Below are 16933 nucleotides of genomic sequence, written 5' to 3'. Positions count from 1 at the left end.
TTCCCCGGGGGGTTCACCGTGTCCTCATCTCAAGAGTTCTTCGCGGCTTACGACGCACTGCTCGCCCGCTGGCCCACCGGTACCGCCGAGATCGACGTTCCCACCCTGTACGGGACCACCCGTGTCCACGCCTACGGCCCCGCTGACGCCACTCCAGTCCTCCTTCTCCACGGCGGCGGTTCCACCGGCGCGGTCTGGTTCGCCAATGCCTCAGCTCTTGGCACGCACCACCGGGTGCTGGCCGTCGACATCCTGGGCGATGCGGGACACAGCGTCCCCGGCGGGCACCCGCTGCGCACAACCACCGACCTGATGGCCTGGTTGGACGCGCTGCTCGACGGCCTCACCGTGTCCCGCACGCACCTGCTGGGCCACTCCTACGGCGGCTGGATCGCCCTGACCTATGCCCTGCACGCCGCGCGGCGGGTCGATCGGCTGGTACTGCTCGACCCGACCCAGTGCTTCGCCAACTTCCGCCCGGGTTTCCTGCTGCGCTCGCTGCCGATACTGCTCCGCCCGACGCAAGCCCGTGCACGCGCCTACCTGGACCGCGAGACCGCAGGGACCGACACCGACCCGGGCTGGAAGCGGCTCTATGCCTTGGCGGTCTCGGACTTCGCGAACCGGAAACTGGTCGTCGGCCGCCGCCCGGACCCCACGGCACTGAGCGTTCCGCTCCTGGTTCTTCTCGCCGGCCGCAGTGACGCCCACGACGCTGCCAAAGTCGCAGCCTGCGCCCGCAAAGCCGTACCGGACGCCCGGATCGAGATCCTCGCCGAACTCACCCACTTCGCCATGCCCACCGCCATGCCCACCCAGACGAACCACCGGATCACCGACTTCCTGGCGGACAGACAGGAGAAGCAAGCCGCCCCGGGCGCGGTGTGAGGGAAACAAAGCGGAGCGGACTGCGCTGAGGCCATTCAGCAGCTCATCCACACTACGAGTGAAGGTTCGTGGTCGTTCACGGTCGCGATCCGGCGTTCGTAGCAGCGTGGAAGCCGGCAGAAGGCGTTCCGCCAGGCGTGGGTGCGCTCCACGTTGACGTCGAGTTCGGCTCGGTGACCTTCCAGGACGCCTGGTTCGACAGCGCGACCTTCTCCGGCGACATCGGGTTCCCGGGCGGTGTGGGCAACACCCTTAAGGACCCTGAGGCGTTCGCCAGTCTGATCCACGACGTGGTGACGAAGATCTTCGGCGCGCTCCCCGACGAGACCTGGGTCTACCCGGGCCACGGCAACGACACCACGCTCGGCGCTGAGCGCCCGCACCTGCCGGAGTGGCGCGCACGGGGCTGGTGAACTCCCCGGAGCCGTAGGGAAGTTGGTGGGACGACCGGCCAGGGGCGCGACCGCTCCCGCACGCGCCCCGTGTGAATCGAACGCACACGCCGGTGTCACGCGCGCGCTCCCGGCGTGCGCCGTGGCGTAGTCCACTGGAGGCAGGTCCGCACGGGATGACGGCTCCCGCGCGGATGGGCCGCCGGCCTCATCAACCCCGCCCTCGGCCGGCGGCCCCGCCCTCTAGGTCGCACGCGTTCACAGGACCGCAACACCCGTTCCCAGAATGCGGACAATGACCCGTGTGACCTCGACAGACGGCACGTCGCGCTGTCAATCTCACGCCATGCGTCCTGTCCTGCGAACCGCGCGCTCCCTGCGACGTGCCGCCTCCGCCGCCATAGCCTCCCTGCTCGCCGTCGTCGCGGTGGGCTGCGCCCCGCAGCCGGAGGACGACGCCTCCGGCTCGGCCTCCTCCTCGGCGTCCGGAGCCTCCTGCGCCAAGGGCGACTTGAGTACGAAGACGTCCGGCAAGCTGACCGTCGCCACCGACGAACCGGCGTACGAGCCGTGGTTCAAGGACGACGACCCGACGAACGGCGAGGGCTTCGAGTCGGCGGTCGCGTACGCCGTCGCGAAGCAGCTCGGCTATGACGAGGCGGATGTCGTCTGGCAGAGCGTGCCCTTCAACAAGGCCTTCGCGCCGGGGGCGAAGACCTTCGACTTCGACGTCAACCAGGTGTCGATCAGCGACGAGCGGAAGAAGGCCGTCGACTTCTCGTCGGGCTACTACGACGTGCGCCAGGCCGTCGTCGCGCTGAAGGGCTCCGCCGCCGCGAAGGCGACGAGCATCGCGGACCTCCGGAAGCTGCACCTGGGCGCCCAGGTCGGCACCACCAGCCTGAACTACATCCAGGACGTGGTGAAGCCGACCCGTCAGGCCGCCGCGTACGCGAAGAACGACCAGGCCAAGTCCGCGCTGAAGAACGGCCAGATCGACGCGATCGTGGTCGATCTGCCGACCGCGTTCTACATCACCTCGGCCGAGGTGACGGACGCGAGGATCGTCGGCCAGTTCGAGAACCGGGGCGGCACGCCCGAGCAGTTCGGGCTCGTCCTCGACAAGGGCAGTGCCCTCACGTCCTGCGTGACGACCGCCGTGGACGCCCTGCGCGAGGACGGCACGCTGGCGAAGATCGAGCAGGAGTGGCTCTCCGACGCCGTCGACGCCCCGGTCCTCAAGTGACGTTCGTGAAGCAGGAGTCCGGCCCGGAGGGCGCGGACGACCACGGTGACCCGCCCGGCGCGGACGACGGCTACGTCCCCTCGCGCCGGCGGCTGGACCGGGAGCGCTACAAGCGCGACCGGGCCCGCCGCGCCACCGCCGTCGCCGCCCTGTCGACCCTGGTCTCGGCCGTCGTCCTCTATCTGGTCGTCGTCAACGCCCCCGGCTGGCCGCGCACCAAGGAGACCTTCTTCAGCGCGGAGTACGCACGCGAGGCGCTCCCCAGGGTTCTCGAAGGGCTCTGGCTCAACGTGCGGCTGCTGCTGGTCTGCGGCGTGGCCGTGCTCGTTCTCGGCATGCTCATCGCCGTCGCGCGGACCCTGCGCGGCCCGGTCTTCTTCCCGCTGCGGGCGCTGGCGGCCGCGTACACCGACTTCTTCCGCGGACTGCCGCTGATCATCAACCTGATGATCGTGGTCCTGGGCGTCCCCGCGCTCCGGCTCCAGGGTGTGACCGTCGACCCGGTACTCCTCGGCGGCACCGCGCTGACGCTCACGTACTCGGCGTACGTCGCCGAGGTGTTCCGCGCCGGCATCGAGTCCGTGCACCCCTCGCAGCGCGCGGCGGCCCGCTCGCTGGGCCTGACCAACCGGCAGGCGCTGCGGCACGTCGTACTCCCCCAGGCGGTACGCCGTCAGGTTCCGCCCCTGCTCAACGACCTCGTGTCGTTGCAGAAGGACACCGGCCTGGTCTCGATCGGCGGTGCGATCGACGCGGTACGCGCCGCCGACATCATCGTGGGCCGCAGCCTCAACTACACGCCCTACATCGTCGCGGGACTGGTCTTCGTCGCCCTGACCATCCCGATGACCCGCTTCACCGACTGGGTCACGGCCCGCATGGACCGGCAGCGGGCGCAGGGAGGGACGACATGAGCGACAACCCAGAGACCGTGGAAGCCGTGCACGCCTCCGGGGACGCACCCGTGCTGCGGATGGAGTCCGTGCGCAAGACCTTCGGCGGCTCGGTCGTGCTGCGGGACGTCGATCTGGAGGTCGCCCCGCACACCGTGACCGCGCTGATCGGCGCCTCCGGCTCCGGCAAGTCGACGCTGCTGCGCTGCGCCAACCTGCTGGAGGACATCGACGACGGGGCGATCTGGCTGGACGGCGAGGAGATCACCGACCCGCGCGTCGACCAGGACGCGGTCCGACGGCGTATCGGTGTGGTCTTCCAGTCGTACAACCTGTTCCCGCACATGACGGTGCTGGACAACATCACCCTCGCCCCGCGCCGGGTGCACGGCGTTCCCCGCGCGGAGGCCGAGGAACGGGCCCGGGCCCTTCTGGACCGGCTGGGGCTGAGCGGGAAGGCGGGCGCGTATCCCGACCGGCTCAGCGGCGGTCAGCAGCAGCGCGTGGCGATCGTGCGCGCCCTGGCCGTGCGCCCCCGGCTGCTGCTCCTCGACGAGATCACCGCGGCCCTCGACCCGGAGCTGGTCGGCGAGGTCCTGAACGTCGTCCGTGATCTGAAGGCCGACGGCATGACCATGGTCCTGGCCACGCACGAGATGGGCTTCGCCCGCGACGTCGCCGACCAGGTCTGCTTCCTGGACGGAGGCGTCGTGCTGGAACGCGGCACGGCGGAGCAGGTCTTCGGCGACCCGCGGCAGGAACGCACCCGGCAGTTCCTGCGCCGGATCGTCGAGGCGGGCCGCCTGTAAGGGGCGCCCGCCTGGAGATCGGGCATTACCCGACGGCTTCGGGAGCGGGGCTCACGCCTCCGCCCGGCCCGCCCCCGCGAGCGCGGCGACCCGCTCCACGCCGAACACATAGCCCTGCACGCCGCAGCCGGCGATGACACCGTCGGCGCGCAGGGAGACGTACGAGTGGTGCCGGAACGTCTCGCGCTGGTGGATGTTGGAGATGTGCACCTCCAGCACCGGCAGCCCGTCGCAGGTGTTGAGGGCGTCGAGGATCGCCACGGAGGTGTGCGAGTAGGCACCGGGGTTGATGACGATCCCGCTGTGGTGGAGCCGTGCCTCGTGGATCCAGTCGACCAGTTCGCCCTCGTGGTTGGACTGCCGGAGGTCCACCGTGCCGCCGTGCGCGGCCGCCGCCTTGGCGCACATCGCCTCGACGTCGGCGAGGGTGTCCGAGCCGTAGATCTCGGGCTGGCGCTGCCCCAGGAGGTTCAGGTTGGGGCCGTTGAGAATCATGATCGGGGCTTGGGCCAGGCTGCGGGGCACGGTTCCTCCGGTCCGTTGGGGGTGTGCGGCCCGTGGGGACCGCTGCTCGCCCCCGGTTTATCACGGTGAATCCGCGGGGCAGGAGGCCATACCCTCCCCGCATGACCACGCCTTCGTATCCGACCAAGCCCTCCCCCGGCGACCGTGTCGCCGTCCTGTCGCCCGGTGCCGGTCTGCCCGGAGTCTTTCCACGCCCCTTCGAACTTGGCCTGGAGCGGCTGCGCGGGGAGTACGGTCTCGAACCGGTCGAGTATCCGACGACGCGGAAGATGGACTCGACGCCGCAGGAGCGGGCCGACGACGTCCACGCGGCCTTCGCCGACCCGGACATCAAGGCGGTGTTCACGTCGATCGGCGGCGACGACCAGATCACCGTGCTGCCGCTGCTGGACCGGGAGTTGCTGCGGGCCAACCCCAAGCCGTTCTTCGGCATGAGCGACAACAGCAACCTGTTGGCGTTCCTCTACAACACAGGAATCGTCGGCTACCACGGCGGGACCGTGATGACCTCGCTGGGCAGGTCCGGCGCCATGGCCCCGCTGACCGCGGACTCCCTGCGCGCCGCCCTGTTCACCTCGGGACCGTACGAGCTGCGGCCCACCGAACGCTTCAACGACGTCAATCGCGACTGGGCCGACCCGGCGACCTTCGACGCGGAGCCGGAGACCGTGCCCGGCGCCGGATGGACCTGGGTGAACCCCAACCGCGTGGTGGAGGGTCGCAGTTGGGGCGGCTGTCTGGAGATCCTCGGCTGGCTGCTGATGGCCGACCGCGAGGTGCCGCGCGACCTGTCCGTCCTCGACGGCGGCGTGCTCTTCCTGGAGACCTCGGAGGAACTGCCCAGCGGCGAGGAGGTCTTCCGCACCCTGCGCAACATGGGCGAGCGCGGCCTGCTCCAGCGCTTCCCGGCACTCCTGATGGGCCGCCCCAAGGCCTGGTCCTTCGAACAGCCCAACACCCCCGAGGAGGCGGCCCGTTACGCGGCCGGACAGCGCGAGGCCGTCCTGCGCGCCATGCGGACGTACGCCCCCGACGCCACGATCGTCTTCGACGTGGATCTCGGACACACCGATCCGCAGTTCGTCGTCCCCTACGGTGGCGTGATCCGGGTGGACGGGCCCGCCCGGCGCATCACGGTGACCTACTGAGACCCGTTGACGCCTCCCGAACCACCTTGGCCTCGCACGGGCCCCCGCACGCCCCCGTAACCGCCCGTCACCGTGGGTAGTTGACGCGGCATGCAACCTGCACGCACCGTGAAACCGCCCTCCATGCTGCGCCTGGCGTGCGCCTCGCTCGCCGGGACGGCCATCGAGTTCTACGACTTCTTCGTCTACGGGACGGCGGCGGCCCTCGTTCTGGGGCCACTGTTCTTCCCGACGTTCTCACCCCTGGCCGGGACCCTCGCGGCCTTCGCGACCTTCGGGGTCGGGTTCGTGGCGCGGCCGCTCGGCTCGGTGCTGTTCGGGCACATCGGGGACCGGCACGGGCGGAGGCCGGTCCTCGTCGCCTCGCTGCTGCTGACCGGGGGCGCGACCGTGGCCGTCGGCTGCGTCCCCACCTTCGACTCGATCGGTGTCACCGCCCCCTTCCTCCTGCTCGTGCTGCGCTTCCTGCAAGGGCTCGGGCTCGGTGGGGAGTGGGGCGGGGCGGTGCTGCTGACGGCGGAGCACGCGCCGGCCGATCGCCGCGGACTGTGGTCGAGCTTTCCCCAGGTGGGTCCCGCGGTGGGGTTCCTGCTGGCCAACGGGGTGATGCTCGCGCTGTCGGCGACCCTGACGGAGGCCCAGTTCGCCGCCTGGGGGTGGCGTGTGCCGTTCTGGGCGGCGGGCGTCCTGGCCGTCGCGGGGCTGTGGCTGCGGTCGTCGCTCACGGAGAGCCCGCAGTTCCTGCAGATCGACGAACCCGCGCGCGTGCCGCTCGCCGAGGTCGTGCGCGGCCACTGGCGGCTCGTCCTGCTGACGGCCGGCGCTCTCGCGATCGGGTATGCGGTCTTCTACTCGGTGACGACCTGGTCCCTCGCGTACGGCACCGAGCGCCTCGGGGTGAGCCGCACGGTCATGCTGACCTGCATCATGGGCGCCGTTGTGGTGAAGGGCGCTCTGACACCACTGGCGGCGGTGCTCGGCGACCGGTACGGGCGGCGCCCGATGTGCCTGATCGGCTGTGGCGTCACCGTGCTGTGGATGTTCCCCATGGTCGCGCTCCTGGCGACCGGCGAACCCCTGCTGATCTTCTTCGGTTTCCTCGTGGCCATGCTCGCCTTCGTCACCATGTTCGCCGTCATCGCCGCGTACCTGCCCGAGCTGTACGCGCCCCGTGTGCGCTGCACGGGGGCCGCCGTCGGCTACAACCTCGGCGGGGTGCTCGGTGGAGCCCTGACCCCGATCGTGGCCACCGCCGTGGCCCAGGGCGGACGGGTGCCGTGGGGTGTGGGCGCCTATCTCACCGGGATCGCCCTGCTGAGCCTGGGCTGCTTCGCCCTGCTGCCGGAGACCCGGCCGGTGTCCCTGCCGACACCGGCGGAGGCGGAGCCCGCGACAGGCTGACTCCGGTGGCCTACGGGTTCACCGCCAGCTCCAGATAGGCCGCGAACAGCACCAGGTGCACCCCGCCCTGGAGCGGTGTCGCGCGTCCCGGGACCACGGTCAGCGAGGCGACCACGACGGTCAGGGCGAGCAGCACCATGTGGGTGGCGCCGAGGCCGAGGACGAGTGGTCCGGAGAGCCAGACCGAGGCGAGGGCGACGGCCGGGATGGTGAGACCGATGCTGGCCATGGCGGAGCCGAGGGCCAGGTTGAGGCTGGTCTGGACGCGGTCGCGGCGGGCGGCGCGCAGCGCGGCGATCGTCTCCGGCAGCAGCACCAGCAGCGCGATGATCACACCGACGACCGCGTGCGGCAGTCCCGCTCCCTCGACACCGGACTCGATGGTCGGAGAGACGCCCTTGGCGAGGCCGACCACGCCGACGAGCGCCAGACCGAGCAGTCCGAGGCTGATCCCGGCGGTACGGGCCGAAGGCGCCTCGGCGTGGTCGTCCTGGGTGATCACCTCGCCCATCCTGGTGATCGGCAGGAAGTAGTCCCGGTGGCGCACGGTCTGCGTGGCGACGAACAGCCCGTACAGGGCCAGTGAGGACAGGGCCGCGAAGGTGAGCTGGGCCGTGGAGAACTCGGGGCCGGGCTTGCTGGTGGTGAAGGTGGGGAGCACCAGGCTGAGCGTGGCCAGCGTCGCGACCGTGGCGAGGGCGGCGCCGGTGCCCTCGGGGTTGAAGACCGCGAGCCCGTGGCGCAGTGAGGCGACGAGCAGGCAGATGCCGACGATGCCGTTGCAGGTGATCATCACGGCGGCGAAGACGGTGTCGCGGGCGAGGGTCGAGCTCTTGTCCCCGCCGTCGGCCATCAACGTGACGATCAGGGCGACCTCGATGATGGTGACGGCGACGGCGAGGACGAGGGAGCCGAAGGGTTCACCGACCCGGTGTGCGACGACCTCGGCGTGGTGCACGGCGGCCAGCACGGCTCCCGCGAGCACCATGGTCACCAGGGCGACAGCCGCAGGGGGCAGATCACGTCCCCAGGTCAGAGCGAGCAGGACGACCGCGGCCACCGGGACGACAGCAGTCCATCGCGTCGTGAGCGACCGGAGCCGAGCGAGCATGCGGTGATCCTTTCAGACGTGCAGGGGCCCCGCACTCCGGTGGACGCGTGGAACTGCGTGTCCGTCGTGCGGGGCCCCAAGCCGTGTGTGCTGTGCGGTGCCGGCCTCGGTCAGGCCTCGACGCTGTCCTTCTCCGCGCCTTCGGCCTTGTTCTGCTCTGCCTCGGCCTGCGCCTGCTTCTTCGACGCGATCAGGCTGGTGATCGTGGTGACGATCAGCACCGCGCAGATCACGCCGAGAGACACCGGGATGGAGATCTCAGGAACGTGTACCCCGGACTCGTGCAAGGCGTGCAGCACCAGCTTCACACCGATGAAGCCGAGGATGACCGACAGTCCGTAGGACAGGTGGACCAGCTTCTTCAGCAGACCGCCGATGAGGAAGTACAGCTGGCGCAGGCCCATGAGCGCGAACGCGTTGGCCGTGAACACGATGTACGGGTCCTGGGTCAGGCCGAAGATCGCGGGGATGGAGTCCAGTGCGAAGAGGACGTCCGTGGTACCGATGGCGAGCATCACGACGAGCATCGGCGTCATGACGCGCTTGCCGTTCTGCTCGATCCACAGCTTGGTGCCGTGGTACCGGTCGGCGACGCCGAAGCGCTTCTCGGCGGCCTTGAGGAGCTTGTTCTCCTCCCAGTCCTCCTCGGACTCCTCGGCCCTGGCCTCCTGGATCAGCTTCCAGGCGGTGTAGATCAGGAACGCGCCGAAGATGTAGAAGACCCAGGCGAAGCTGGCGAGGATCGCCGCGCCCGCGGCGATGAAGATCGCGCGGAGCACCAGGGCTATCAGCACACCGATCAGCAGCACCCGCTGCTGATACTGGGACGGCACCGCGAACTTCGCCATGATCAGGACGAAGACGAAGAGGTTGTCGACGCTCAGGGACTTCTCGGTGATGAAGCCCGCGAAGAACTCTCCGGCCGGCTGACCGCCGCCGAAGACGAGGAGCCCGACTCCGAAGAGGGCGGCCAGGACGATCCAGACGATCGTCCAGATCCCGGCTTCCTTGATGGACACGTCATGGGGCTTGCGGCCGATGAAGAAGTCGACCGCGATGAGGGCGGCAAGGCCCACCACTGTGAGGACCCATAGGGTCACGGAAACATCCACTGCGCCTCCGGCAGTACGTAACGGCAAATTTCAGCGTCGTCGCTACCGGAGGTCTCTTCCACCCGGTCCTCCAGGGCGTTCCACAACGCCTGGTGCCGCCGGGCCGACGCCCCGGGATCGGGATCGATCCGTATTGACGGGTACGCCGCAGCATGTAGGGAGTACTCCCCTCCGCACGAAAAGAGTACCGAATCACCAAGAGAAGGTAAAGGGAGAGGCAAAGAAAGAATCAAAACAGCAGGTCAGAAGGCTTTACGAGGGCTTGGTACGGGCTGGGCCCGGCGGTCTCCTCAGCGGTTCCAGGAGCGGCGGGCCTCCGCTACACGCGCGAGCACGTCGTGCATGACTGTGCTGCCGGGCGGGATGGTCGACGGCTCGTATGTCCACGCGTGGCCGACCCAGGGATCGGCGAGGTGGTCATCGGGGGTGGGTGTGAGTCGCATCAGCGAACGCCACAGCGGGTCGAGCAACGGCCCGTAGGCGGCGGCGTCCTGCCGGTCGGCGACCATCATGAGGTGGACCCCGACGGCGGGGCCCTCGTCCGCGAGGTAGCGGAGCTGGGTGACGGCACGGTCGTCGAAGCCGTGCGGGAAGTCGTTGACGATCAGCAGTTGTTCGGCCGTGTCGAAGCCCGGGGGCAGCGCGTCGGCCGCGCCCCCGCGCACCGCCATCTGCACGAGGTCGACGCGCTGGGTGAGCCGCCCCAGTACCTCCGAGACACCCGCGGCTCCGGTGGCGGGCGGCCCGGCGAGCACACCGGCCTGCGTCAGAGGCGCCAACGCGGACGAGCCCGCTCCTGCCGGGTCGACGACGTGCACGGCGAACTCGCCCGGCGGGTAGACCGCGAGCAGTCGGGCGGCGAGAGCCACTGCCGTGTCCAGCGCGAGGCGGCGGAGCTCGTCGGTGTCGGCGAGCGAGTCGCCGGAGCGACCGCTGTCGATCCACAGGCCGCGCTCCAGCGGCAGCCGGACCAGCATCGGGATGCGCACGTCCTCGCTCTCCGGCAGATGGAGATCACCCAGACGCAGCGCCATCGGTATCTCCATCGGCACCCGGTAACCGTGCCAGACGGGGTTGTCCCAGCTCGCGTACGCCGGGGGCAACGCGGGCTCGACGACGTCCGCCTCGGCCCCGAGCTGGGCCAGGTCCCGGTCGAGGGCGGCCCTGGCCTGGTCGACGAGCTGGGCGTGCTTGGCGCGGGCCGCCTCGCGCGCGGCGTCGCCCTGGCCGCTGATGCGGCTGCGCGGGTCGGACAGGACCTTGTCCAGCTCCTGTTCCATCCGCGATTCGGCGAAGTCGACGGCGCTGCGGTACGCGGCCGTGGTGCGGGCGAGGTCCTCGAACATGCCCCACACCTGGTTGTAGAGACGCTCCTCCATGGACCAGCCGGTCGCGTCGCCGGCGACGGGCCGCGCGGGCTGTCCGGGCTGGGCCGGAGGCGCGGTCGGCGGGGGCGGGGGCGGCGCGGTGGTCTGACGGCCGGGGTGGCTGTAGTTGACGGGGCCGCCGGCGGTGGCGGAAGCCGGCTGCCCGGCGGCCGGGTCGGCCGGGGTCGTGCCGCCGTGCTGCGCGGCCGCGTGGTCGGGCCGCGTGCCGTCGTGCGGAGAGCCGTACGGGGGTGTCGTGCCGTACGGAGAGGTGGGCTGGTGACCCTGGGACGGCACGGGGTTGCCGGTCGCACCCTGCGGTGTCGCGCCGCCGTGAGTCTCGTCGGGGCCCGTCGCGGGCGCCGTCGTCCGGTGCGGGCGGTCCGCGTCCGGCAGCCGGGGCGGAGGGGCCGCCACCGAGCGGGCGAGGCCCTGTGCCACTGCCTCGTTGATGCTGCCGGCCAGCTGCTGGGCCTGCGGCAGACCCTGGTCGGCGAGCAGCGCGGCGAGGCCACCGGCGTATCCCTGGCCGACCGCGCGGACCTTCCAGGCACCCTGCCTGCGATACAGCTCCAGGGCGACGACGGCCGACTCCGGTTCGAGGTCGGTGATGGTGTAGCTGGCGACCTCGGTGCCGTCGAGGCCGGTGACCGCGACGAAGGGGGCGGCCACGGCGCCGAAGCGCGCCGGGCCGCCGGTCCCCGTGGGGAGGGCTAGCAGCACGGTCACCCGGTGCACGGACGGCGCCAGGGCGTCGAGGTCCACGGCGAGGCGATGGTCGGCAGCCGCCTGCCTGGGCACCTCGAGTCCCGGCAGGGTGGGCGCGCCCGGGTGGGCGACCCACTCGACGCCCTGCACCCGGCCGTGCTCGTCGCCGAGCGTGGCACCGGCCACGATCGGCGTGCCGGCCGAGACGCGGATTTCCAGTCGGACCTCGGGCAGCGGATGGTTCTGCCCCCGGACCAGCTCGGCCGTCATCGACTTCGTCCCCCTGTGTCGCGTGCTCTGTGTACTCGGTGTGCCTACAGGACCGGCAGGACCGCCGGCATCAGGTCCTGGAAGGTGCGGCCGTTGGCGGGCGTGCCGATGGCGGTCATCTGCCAGCCCGCGCCCGCTCGGTGCACCTTGGCCATGATCTGGGCGGTGTACTGGCCGCCGCCCGCGAGGGTGTAGCGCGCCAGCTCCTGGCCGTTGGTCTCGTCGACCAGTCGGCAGAACGCGTTCTGCACTTCCTGGAAGGTCTGGCCCGTGAAGGAGTTCACGGTGAAGACGATCTGGTCGATGTGGACCGGCACCCGGGCCAGGTCGACGAGGATCGCCTCGTCGTCGCCGCCCTGGCCGACGCCGCCGACCAGGTTGTCGCCGGTGTGCCGGACGGAGCCGTCGTCGCTCACCAGGTGACGGAAGAAGACGACGTCGACGGGCTGCTTGTCCGCGAACAGCACGGCGGACGCGTCGAGGTCGATCTCACGGGTGCGGGATCCGAACAGGCCGCGCCTGGGGGCAGCCTGCCAGCCGAGACCCATGCGCACCGCGGTCAGGCTGCCTCCGTCGTTCTTCTGCAGACTGATGGCCTGACCCTTGGTCATATTGACGGTCACGCGCTGATTCCCCTCTCGAGCTGTCCCCTGTTCCCGCGGAGTCCGCGGATGTTCAGCACCTTACGCAGCGGCACTGACATTGCCGCAGCCTGTGTCGCACTTTGTGTCGGTCTTGCAACACAGCGCGCCGACGCCGGGCCCACCCCTCCCCCGGTGCCCGTGGTGGAGGTCAGGCCAGGCCCGCCTCCCTCATCTGCCGCAGTTCCTTCTTCATCTCGGAGACCTCGTCACGCAGCCGCGCGGCGATCTCGAACTGCAGCTCGGCGGCGGCCGCGCGCATGCGCTCCGTCATGTCCTCGATCTGCTGGGCGAGCTCGACCGCGGGACGGTCGGTCGGGACGGCCTCGGCGGCCTTGGTCCTGCCCTTGGCGGACTTGGCCGCCTTGCCACCGAGGGAGGGCACGGGGGCCTTGGCGCTGGTGCCGTCCTTGCCCTTGCGATAGCCGGAGCCGAGCAGCTGCTCGGTGTCGACGTCCTCGCGCGCGATCTGCGCGACGATGTCGTTGATCTTCTTGCGGAGCGGCTGGGGGTCGATGCCCTTGGCCTTGTTGTACGCGACCTGCTTCTCCCGGCGCCGGTTGGTCTCGTCGATGGCCCTCGCCATCGCGGGGGTGATCTTGTCGGCGTACATATGGACCTGCCCCGACACATTGCGCGCGGCGCGGCCGATGGTCTGGATCAGCGAGGTCCCCGAGCGCAGGAAGCCCTCCTTGTCCGCGTCGAGGATCGCCACCAGGGAGACCTCCGGGAGGTCGAGGCCCTCCCGGAGGAGGTTGATGCCGACCAGGACGTCGTACTCACCGGCGCGCAGCTCGCGCAGCAGTTCGACGCGGCGCAGGGTGTCGACATCGCTGTGGAGGTAGCGGACCTGGATGCCGAGCTCCAGGAAGTAGTCGGTGAGGTCCTCGGCCATCTTCTTGGTGAGGGTGGTGACGAGGACGCGCTCGTCCTTCTCGGTGCGCGTGCGGATCTCGTGCACCAGGTCGTCGATCTGGCCCTCGGTGGGCTTGACGACGACCTCGGGGTCGACCAGGCCGGTGGGGCGGATGATCTGCTCGACGTGGCCGTCGGAGCGGGACAGCTCGTACTGGCCGGGGGTCGCCGAGAGATACACCGTCTGGCCGACGCGCTCCTGGAACTCCTCCCACTTCAGGGGGCGGTTGTCCAGGGCGGAGGGCAGCCGGAAGCCGTGGTCGACGAGGGTGCGCTTGCGGGAGGCGTCGCCCTCGTACATCGCGCCGATCTGGGGCACGGTGACGTGGGACTCGTCGATGACGAGGAGGAAGTCGTCCGGGAAGTAGTCCAGCAGGGTGTTCGGCGGGGAGCCCGGCTCACGGCCGTCGAAGTGCATCGAGTAGTTCTCCACACCGGAGCAGGAGCCGATCTGGCGGAGCATCTCCAGGTCGTACGTCGTGCGCATCCGCAGCCGCTGGGCCTCCAGGAGCTTGCCCTGTTTCTCCAACTCCGCCAGGCGCTCCCCCAGCTCCTTCTCGATGTCGTTGGCGGCGCGCTCCAGGCGCTCGGGGCCGGCGACGTAGTGGGAGGCCGGGAAGACGTACAGCTGCTGGTCGTCGCTGATGATCTCGCCGGTGAGGGGGTGGAGGGTGGAGAGGGCCTCGATCTCGTCGCCGAACATCTCGATGCGGACGGCGAGCTCCTCGTACACCGGGAAGATCTCGATGGTGTCGCCGCGGACACGGAAGGTGCCGCGGGTGAACGCCAGGTCGTTGCGCGTGTACTGGATGTCCACGAAGCGGCGCAGCAGCTCGTCCCGGTCGAACTCCTCGCCGACCTTGAGGGGGACCATGCGGTCCACGTACTCCTGCGGCGTGCCGAGACCGTAGATGCAGGAGACGGAGGCGACCACGACGACGTCGCGGCGGGTGAGCAGCGAGTTGGTCGCGGAGTGCCGCAGGCGTTCCACTTCCTCGTTGATCGAGGAGTCCTTCTCGATGTAGGTGTCCGACTGCGGGACGTAGGCCTCGGGCTGGTAGTAGTCGTAGTACGAGACGAAGTATTCGACCGCGTTGTTCGGCAGCAGCTCGCGGAACTCGTTGGCCAGCTGGGCCGCCAGTGTCTTGTTCGGCGCCATCACCAGGGTCGGGCGCTGGAGCTTCTCGATCATCCACGCGGTGGTGGCGGACTTACCGGTGCCGGTCGCGCCGAGCAGGACGACGTCCTTCTCACCCGCCTTGATGCGCCGGGCGAGGTCGGCGATGGCCGTGGGCTGGTCGCCGCTCGGCTGGTAGGGGCTGACGACCTCGAAAGGCGCCACCGTGCGTTCGATCTTGGAAACGGGCCGCATGCAATCCACCGTACGACCCCGCACTGACAACGGGCCGCGATCAGCGATTCTGCGGTGTGCGGGAACGTGGCTCGCGGTGCTCCTGGCCGGTGCGGGACTCCATGTGCCGGCAGATGTGGGCGGTCGCCTGGGCCGGGATGCCGGGCCGACGTTCGACCGGGCTCCCGTGGAACCTGCCCATGATCATGAACGGGTCGAACATCACGACGACACCCGCGAGGAGCAGGAACACCAGCGGGCCGATCATCAGCGGGGCCAGCAGGGCGGCGGACGAGGAGCCGTCGGCCGGGTCGGGGCCCGCGGCGCTGTGCAGATGGACGCTGAGGGCGGCCATGCCCGTGTAGTGCATGCCGCTGACGGCGATCCCCATGACGAGGCTGGCGCCCACGCTCCAGAGGAAGCCGCGGACCTGTCCGGCGGCCCACAGGGCGGCGATCGCGGCCACCACGGCGATCACGACCGAAGCGGCCACGGTGGCGGTGTTGTACTGGAACGTGCCGTTGAGCCGCATGCCGGCCATGCCCAGGTAGTGCATGGAGGCGATGCCCAGGCCTGTGAGGGTGCCGCCGGTGAACAGCGCGGCCCCGCCGGCGCCCTTGGAGCCGACCATGAAGATCCCGATGCCCACCATGACGATCGCGACGGCGAGGCTCGCGAACGTGGTCAGCGGGTCGTAGTGGATCGGGGCCTGCAGGACCTTGAACCCCATCATCGCGACGAAGTGCATGGTCCAGATGCCGGAGCCGATGGCCGCCGAGCCCAGCGCGAGCCAGCCGATCCGCCGGCGGCCGTCCACGAGCATCGATCTGGTGGTGCAGCGCAGGCCGAGCGCGCCTCCGAGGCAGGCCATGAGATAGGCCACCACCGGTGTGACGAGTCCGTAGCTGAAGCCGTCGACCGTGCCCTGCATCCGCGGCTGCCTTTCCCGCCCTGTCGCGTCCCTGGATTTTCTGCAATGCCCCCAGCCCCGGCACCGCAACGACGGTCAGGGTTGTCGCAGAGAGTATGACCCCCACCGGAATGGTCGAACGATTTTCCGGCAAAGAAACACGGCCTTGCCCCACTTGTGCGGTGCCCGTGAGCGGACTTGGGCAACTCCATTCAATTCATGGCCATCCTGCGCCCCTCTGCCGTTGACCCTCTGCTGTCACGCTTGAGCTGACCGTGATCGATCGACGCGAGGAGTACGCATGCACGTGCGCGCAGTTGTCGCCGCGACCACAGCGTTCTTGGGGGCCACCGTCCTCCTGCTCCCCACTTCCGCCGCTCACGCGGCCGCCGACGCCGGGAATCCACTGGTCGTCGCGCATCGCGGAGCTTCCGCCTACGCGCCCGAGAACACCCTGGCCGCTGTCGACAAGGCCCATGAGATGGGCTTCGACTGGGTCGAGAACGACGTCCAGCGCACCAGCGACGGCGAGCTCGTCGTCCTCCACGACGCGACGCTGGCGCGGACGACCAATGTGGAGGAGCTCTATCCCGAGCGCGCCCCCTGGAACGTGGCGGACTTCACCGCCGCGGAGATCGGGCGCCTGGACGCGGGCAGCTGGTTCGGCGGTGACTTCGAGGGCGCGCGCGTGCCCACGCTGGAGCAGTACATGCGGCGGGTCTCACGCAACCACCAGAAGCTCGTCCTGGAGATCAAGAATCCGCAGCTCTACCCGGGGATCGAGCAACAGACCCTGAAGGTGCTCGGCAACGAGGGCTGGCTCGGCCCGGCCCACCTCGAGAAGCTGGTGATCCAGAGCTTCAGCGCCGACACCGTGCGCCGGGTCCATGAGCTGAGCCCGGCGGTGAAGACCGGTCTGCTCGGCACACCGGACATCGCCGACCTGCCCGAGTACGCGACGTTCAGCGACCAGATCAACTCCTCGTACACGACCATCTCCGCGTCCTACGTCGCCACGATCCACGCGCTCGGGGGTCCGCACGGCAAGCCGTTGGAGATCCTCACCTGGACCGTGAACGACGCCGCCAACGCCCGCCGGGTGGCCGACTACGGCGTGGACGGCATCATCACCAACAAGCCGGACGTGGTCAGGGACGCCACGCAGGGCTGACGCGGCGGTCCGCGGCCGGTGGTGTGCGTTCCGGGCGGAGCGCACACCGAGGTCGTTGTCGGTGGCGGCCCGTAC

At 70.0% G+C, this 16933-nt stretch carries 14 protein-coding genes and 1 pseudogene; 8 read left to right on the top strand and 7 right to left on the bottom strand.

The features are described from left to right. The first annotated feature begins 18 nt into the window (after positions 1 to 18). From K1J60_RS34050 to K1J60_RS34030, 5 genes and pseudogenes are all read left to right on the top strand, one after another. The gene (locus tag K1J60_RS34050) at positions 19 to 888 is read left to right on the top strand and encodes an alpha/beta fold hydrolase (RefSeq protein ID WP_220649560.1); all 870 of its coding nucleotides are present in this window, start codon (positions 19 to 21) and stop codon (positions 886 to 888) included. Between the two features lie 209 nt (positions 889 to 1097). After that, a pseudogene (locus K1J60_RS34045) lies at positions 1098 to 1301 on the top strand (MBL fold metallo-hydrolase); the annotation flags it as partial. Between the two features lie 325 nt (positions 1302 to 1626). Continuing rightward, a complete protein-coding gene (locus K1J60_RS34040; protein ID WP_220649559.1) occupies positions 1627 to 2526 on the top strand; it encodes an ABC transporter substrate-binding protein in 900 nt (299 codons plus the stop codon). Continuing rightward, complete coding sequence (locus tag K1J60_RS34035) at positions 2523 to 3440, top strand: amino acid ABC transporter permease (RefSeq protein WP_220649558.1); 918 nt, start codon at positions 2523 to 2525, stop codon at positions 3438 to 3440. Before K1J60_RS34040 ends, K1J60_RS34035 begins: the two co-directional genes overlap by 4 nt. After that, positions 3437 to 4228 (top strand): amino acid ABC transporter ATP-binding protein, encoded by a 792-nt coding sequence (locus tag K1J60_RS34030; RefSeq protein ID WP_220649557.1) that lies wholly within the window; start codon positions 3437 to 3439, stop codon positions 4226 to 4228. Before K1J60_RS34035 ends, K1J60_RS34030 begins: the two co-directional genes overlap by 4 nt. A 51-nt stretch (positions 4229 to 4279) precedes the next feature. Here the strand turns inward: K1J60_RS34030 and aroQ are convergent, their stop codons facing one another. Further along, positions 4280 to 4753: a type II 3-dehydroquinate dehydratase gene (gene aroQ, locus K1J60_RS34025; protein ID WP_220649556.1), complete on the bottom strand. Its 474-nt coding sequence runs from the start codon at positions 4751 to 4753 to the stop codon at positions 4280 to 4282. Between the two features lie 101 nt (positions 4754 to 4854). Here aroQ and K1J60_RS34020 point away from each other — a divergent pair, with 101 nt between their 5' ends. Both K1J60_RS34020 and K1J60_RS34015 read left to right on the top strand, forming a co-directional pair. Further along, positions 4855 to 5901, top strand: a complete 1047-nt coding sequence (locus K1J60_RS34020; protein ID WP_220649555.1) for a S66 family peptidase — start codon at positions 4855 to 4857, stop codon at positions 5899 to 5901. Between the two features lie 123 nt (positions 5902 to 6024). After that, a complete protein-coding gene (locus K1J60_RS34015; protein ID WP_220651828.1) occupies positions 6025 to 7302 on the top strand; it encodes an MFS transporter in 1278 nt (425 codons plus the stop codon). 10 nt (positions 7303 to 7312) lie between these two features. Here the strand turns inward: K1J60_RS34015 and K1J60_RS34010 are convergent, their stop codons facing one another. The 6 genes from K1J60_RS34010 to K1J60_RS33985 all read right to left on the bottom strand — a co-directional run bounded on the left by K1J60_RS34010 (position 7313) and on the right by K1J60_RS33985 (position 15708). Next, a complete protein-coding gene (locus K1J60_RS34010) occupies positions 7313 to 8413 on the bottom strand; it encodes a calcium:proton antiporter (protein WP_220649554.1) in 1101 nt (366 codons plus the stop codon). 110 nt (positions 8414 to 8523) lie between these two features. Continuing rightward, the gene (locus K1J60_RS34005) at positions 8524 to 9525 is read right to left on the bottom strand and encodes a TerC/Alx family metal homeostasis membrane protein (RefSeq protein ID WP_220649553.1); all 1002 of its coding nucleotides are present in this window, start codon (positions 9523 to 9525) and stop codon (positions 8524 to 8526) included. Between the two features lie 290 nt (positions 9526 to 9815). Then, positions 9816 to 11870, bottom strand: a complete 2055-nt coding sequence (locus K1J60_RS34000; protein WP_220649552.1) for a TerD family protein — start codon at positions 11868 to 11870, stop codon at positions 9816 to 9818. A gap of 44 nt (positions 11871 to 11914) precedes the next feature. Then, positions 11915 to 12493: a TerD family protein gene (locus K1J60_RS33995; RefSeq protein WP_033526646.1), complete on the bottom strand. Its 579-nt coding sequence runs from the start codon at positions 12491 to 12493 to the stop codon at positions 11915 to 11917. A 169-nt stretch (positions 12494 to 12662) separates the two neighbouring features. Then, positions 12663 to 14798 (bottom strand): excinuclease ABC subunit UvrB, encoded by a 2136-nt coding sequence (gene uvrB, locus K1J60_RS33990; RefSeq protein WP_220649551.1) that lies wholly within the window; start codon positions 14796 to 14798, stop codon positions 12663 to 12665. 40 nt (positions 14799 to 14838) lie between these two features. After that, entirely contained in the window at positions 14839 to 15708 is an 870-nt protein-coding gene (locus K1J60_RS33985) for an MHYT domain-containing protein (RefSeq protein WP_220649550.1), read from the bottom strand. Positions 15709 to 15988: 280 nt separating this feature from the next. Here K1J60_RS33985 and K1J60_RS33980 point away from each other — a divergent pair, with 280 nt between their 5' ends. Next, positions 15989 to 16858 (top strand): glycerophosphodiester phosphodiesterase, encoded by an 870-nt coding sequence (locus K1J60_RS33980; RefSeq protein ID WP_220649549.1) that lies wholly within the window; start codon positions 15989 to 15991, stop codon positions 16856 to 16858. The last annotated feature ends 75 nt before the right edge of the window (positions 16859 to 16933 follow it).

This window comes from Streptomyces akebiae (assembly GCF_019599145.1).
GTDB classification, from domain to species: Bacteria; Actinomycetota; Actinomycetes; order Streptomycetales; family Streptomycetaceae; genus Streptomyces; species Streptomyces akebiae.
The sequence above is the reverse complement of the archived record's forward strand: the minus strand, read 5'-3'. Positions and strand labels throughout refer to the sequence as shown.

Coding starts and splice junctions, on each gene's coding strand:
- K1J60_RS34040 (WP_220649559.1), top strand. CDS start 1,627: ATGCGTCCTGTCCTGCGAACCGCGCGCTCCCTGCGACGTGCCGCCTCC.
- K1J60_RS34030 (WP_220649557.1), top strand. CDS start 3,437: ATGAGCGACAACCCAGAGACCGTGGAAGCCGTGCACGCCTCCGGGGAC.
- K1J60_RS34020 (WP_220649555.1), top strand. CDS start 4,855: ATGACCACGCCTTCGTATCCGACCAAGCCCTCCCCCGGCGACCGTGTC.
- K1J60_RS34015 (WP_220651828.1), top strand. CDS start 6,025: ATGCTGCGCCTGGCGTGCGCCTCGCTCGCCGGGACGGCCATCGAGTTC.
- K1J60_RS34010 (WP_220649554.1), bottom strand. CDS start 8,413: ATGCTCGCTCGGCTCCGGTCGCTCACGACGCGATGGACTGCTGTCGTC.
- K1J60_RS34000 (WP_220649552.1), bottom strand. CDS start 11,870: ATGACGGCCGAGCTGGTCCGGGGGCAGAACCATCCGCTGCCCGAGGTC.
- uvrB (WP_220649551.1), bottom strand. CDS start 14,798: ATGCGGCCCGTTTCCAAGATCGAACGCACGGTGGCGCCTTTCGAGGTC.
- K1J60_RS33985 (WP_220649550.1), bottom strand. CDS start 15,708: ATGCAGGGCACGGTCGACGGCTTCAGCTACGGACTCGTCACACCGGTG.
- K1J60_RS33980 (WP_220649549.1), top strand. CDS start 15,989: ATGCACGTGCGCGCAGTTGTCGCCGCGACCACAGCGTTCTTGGGGGCC.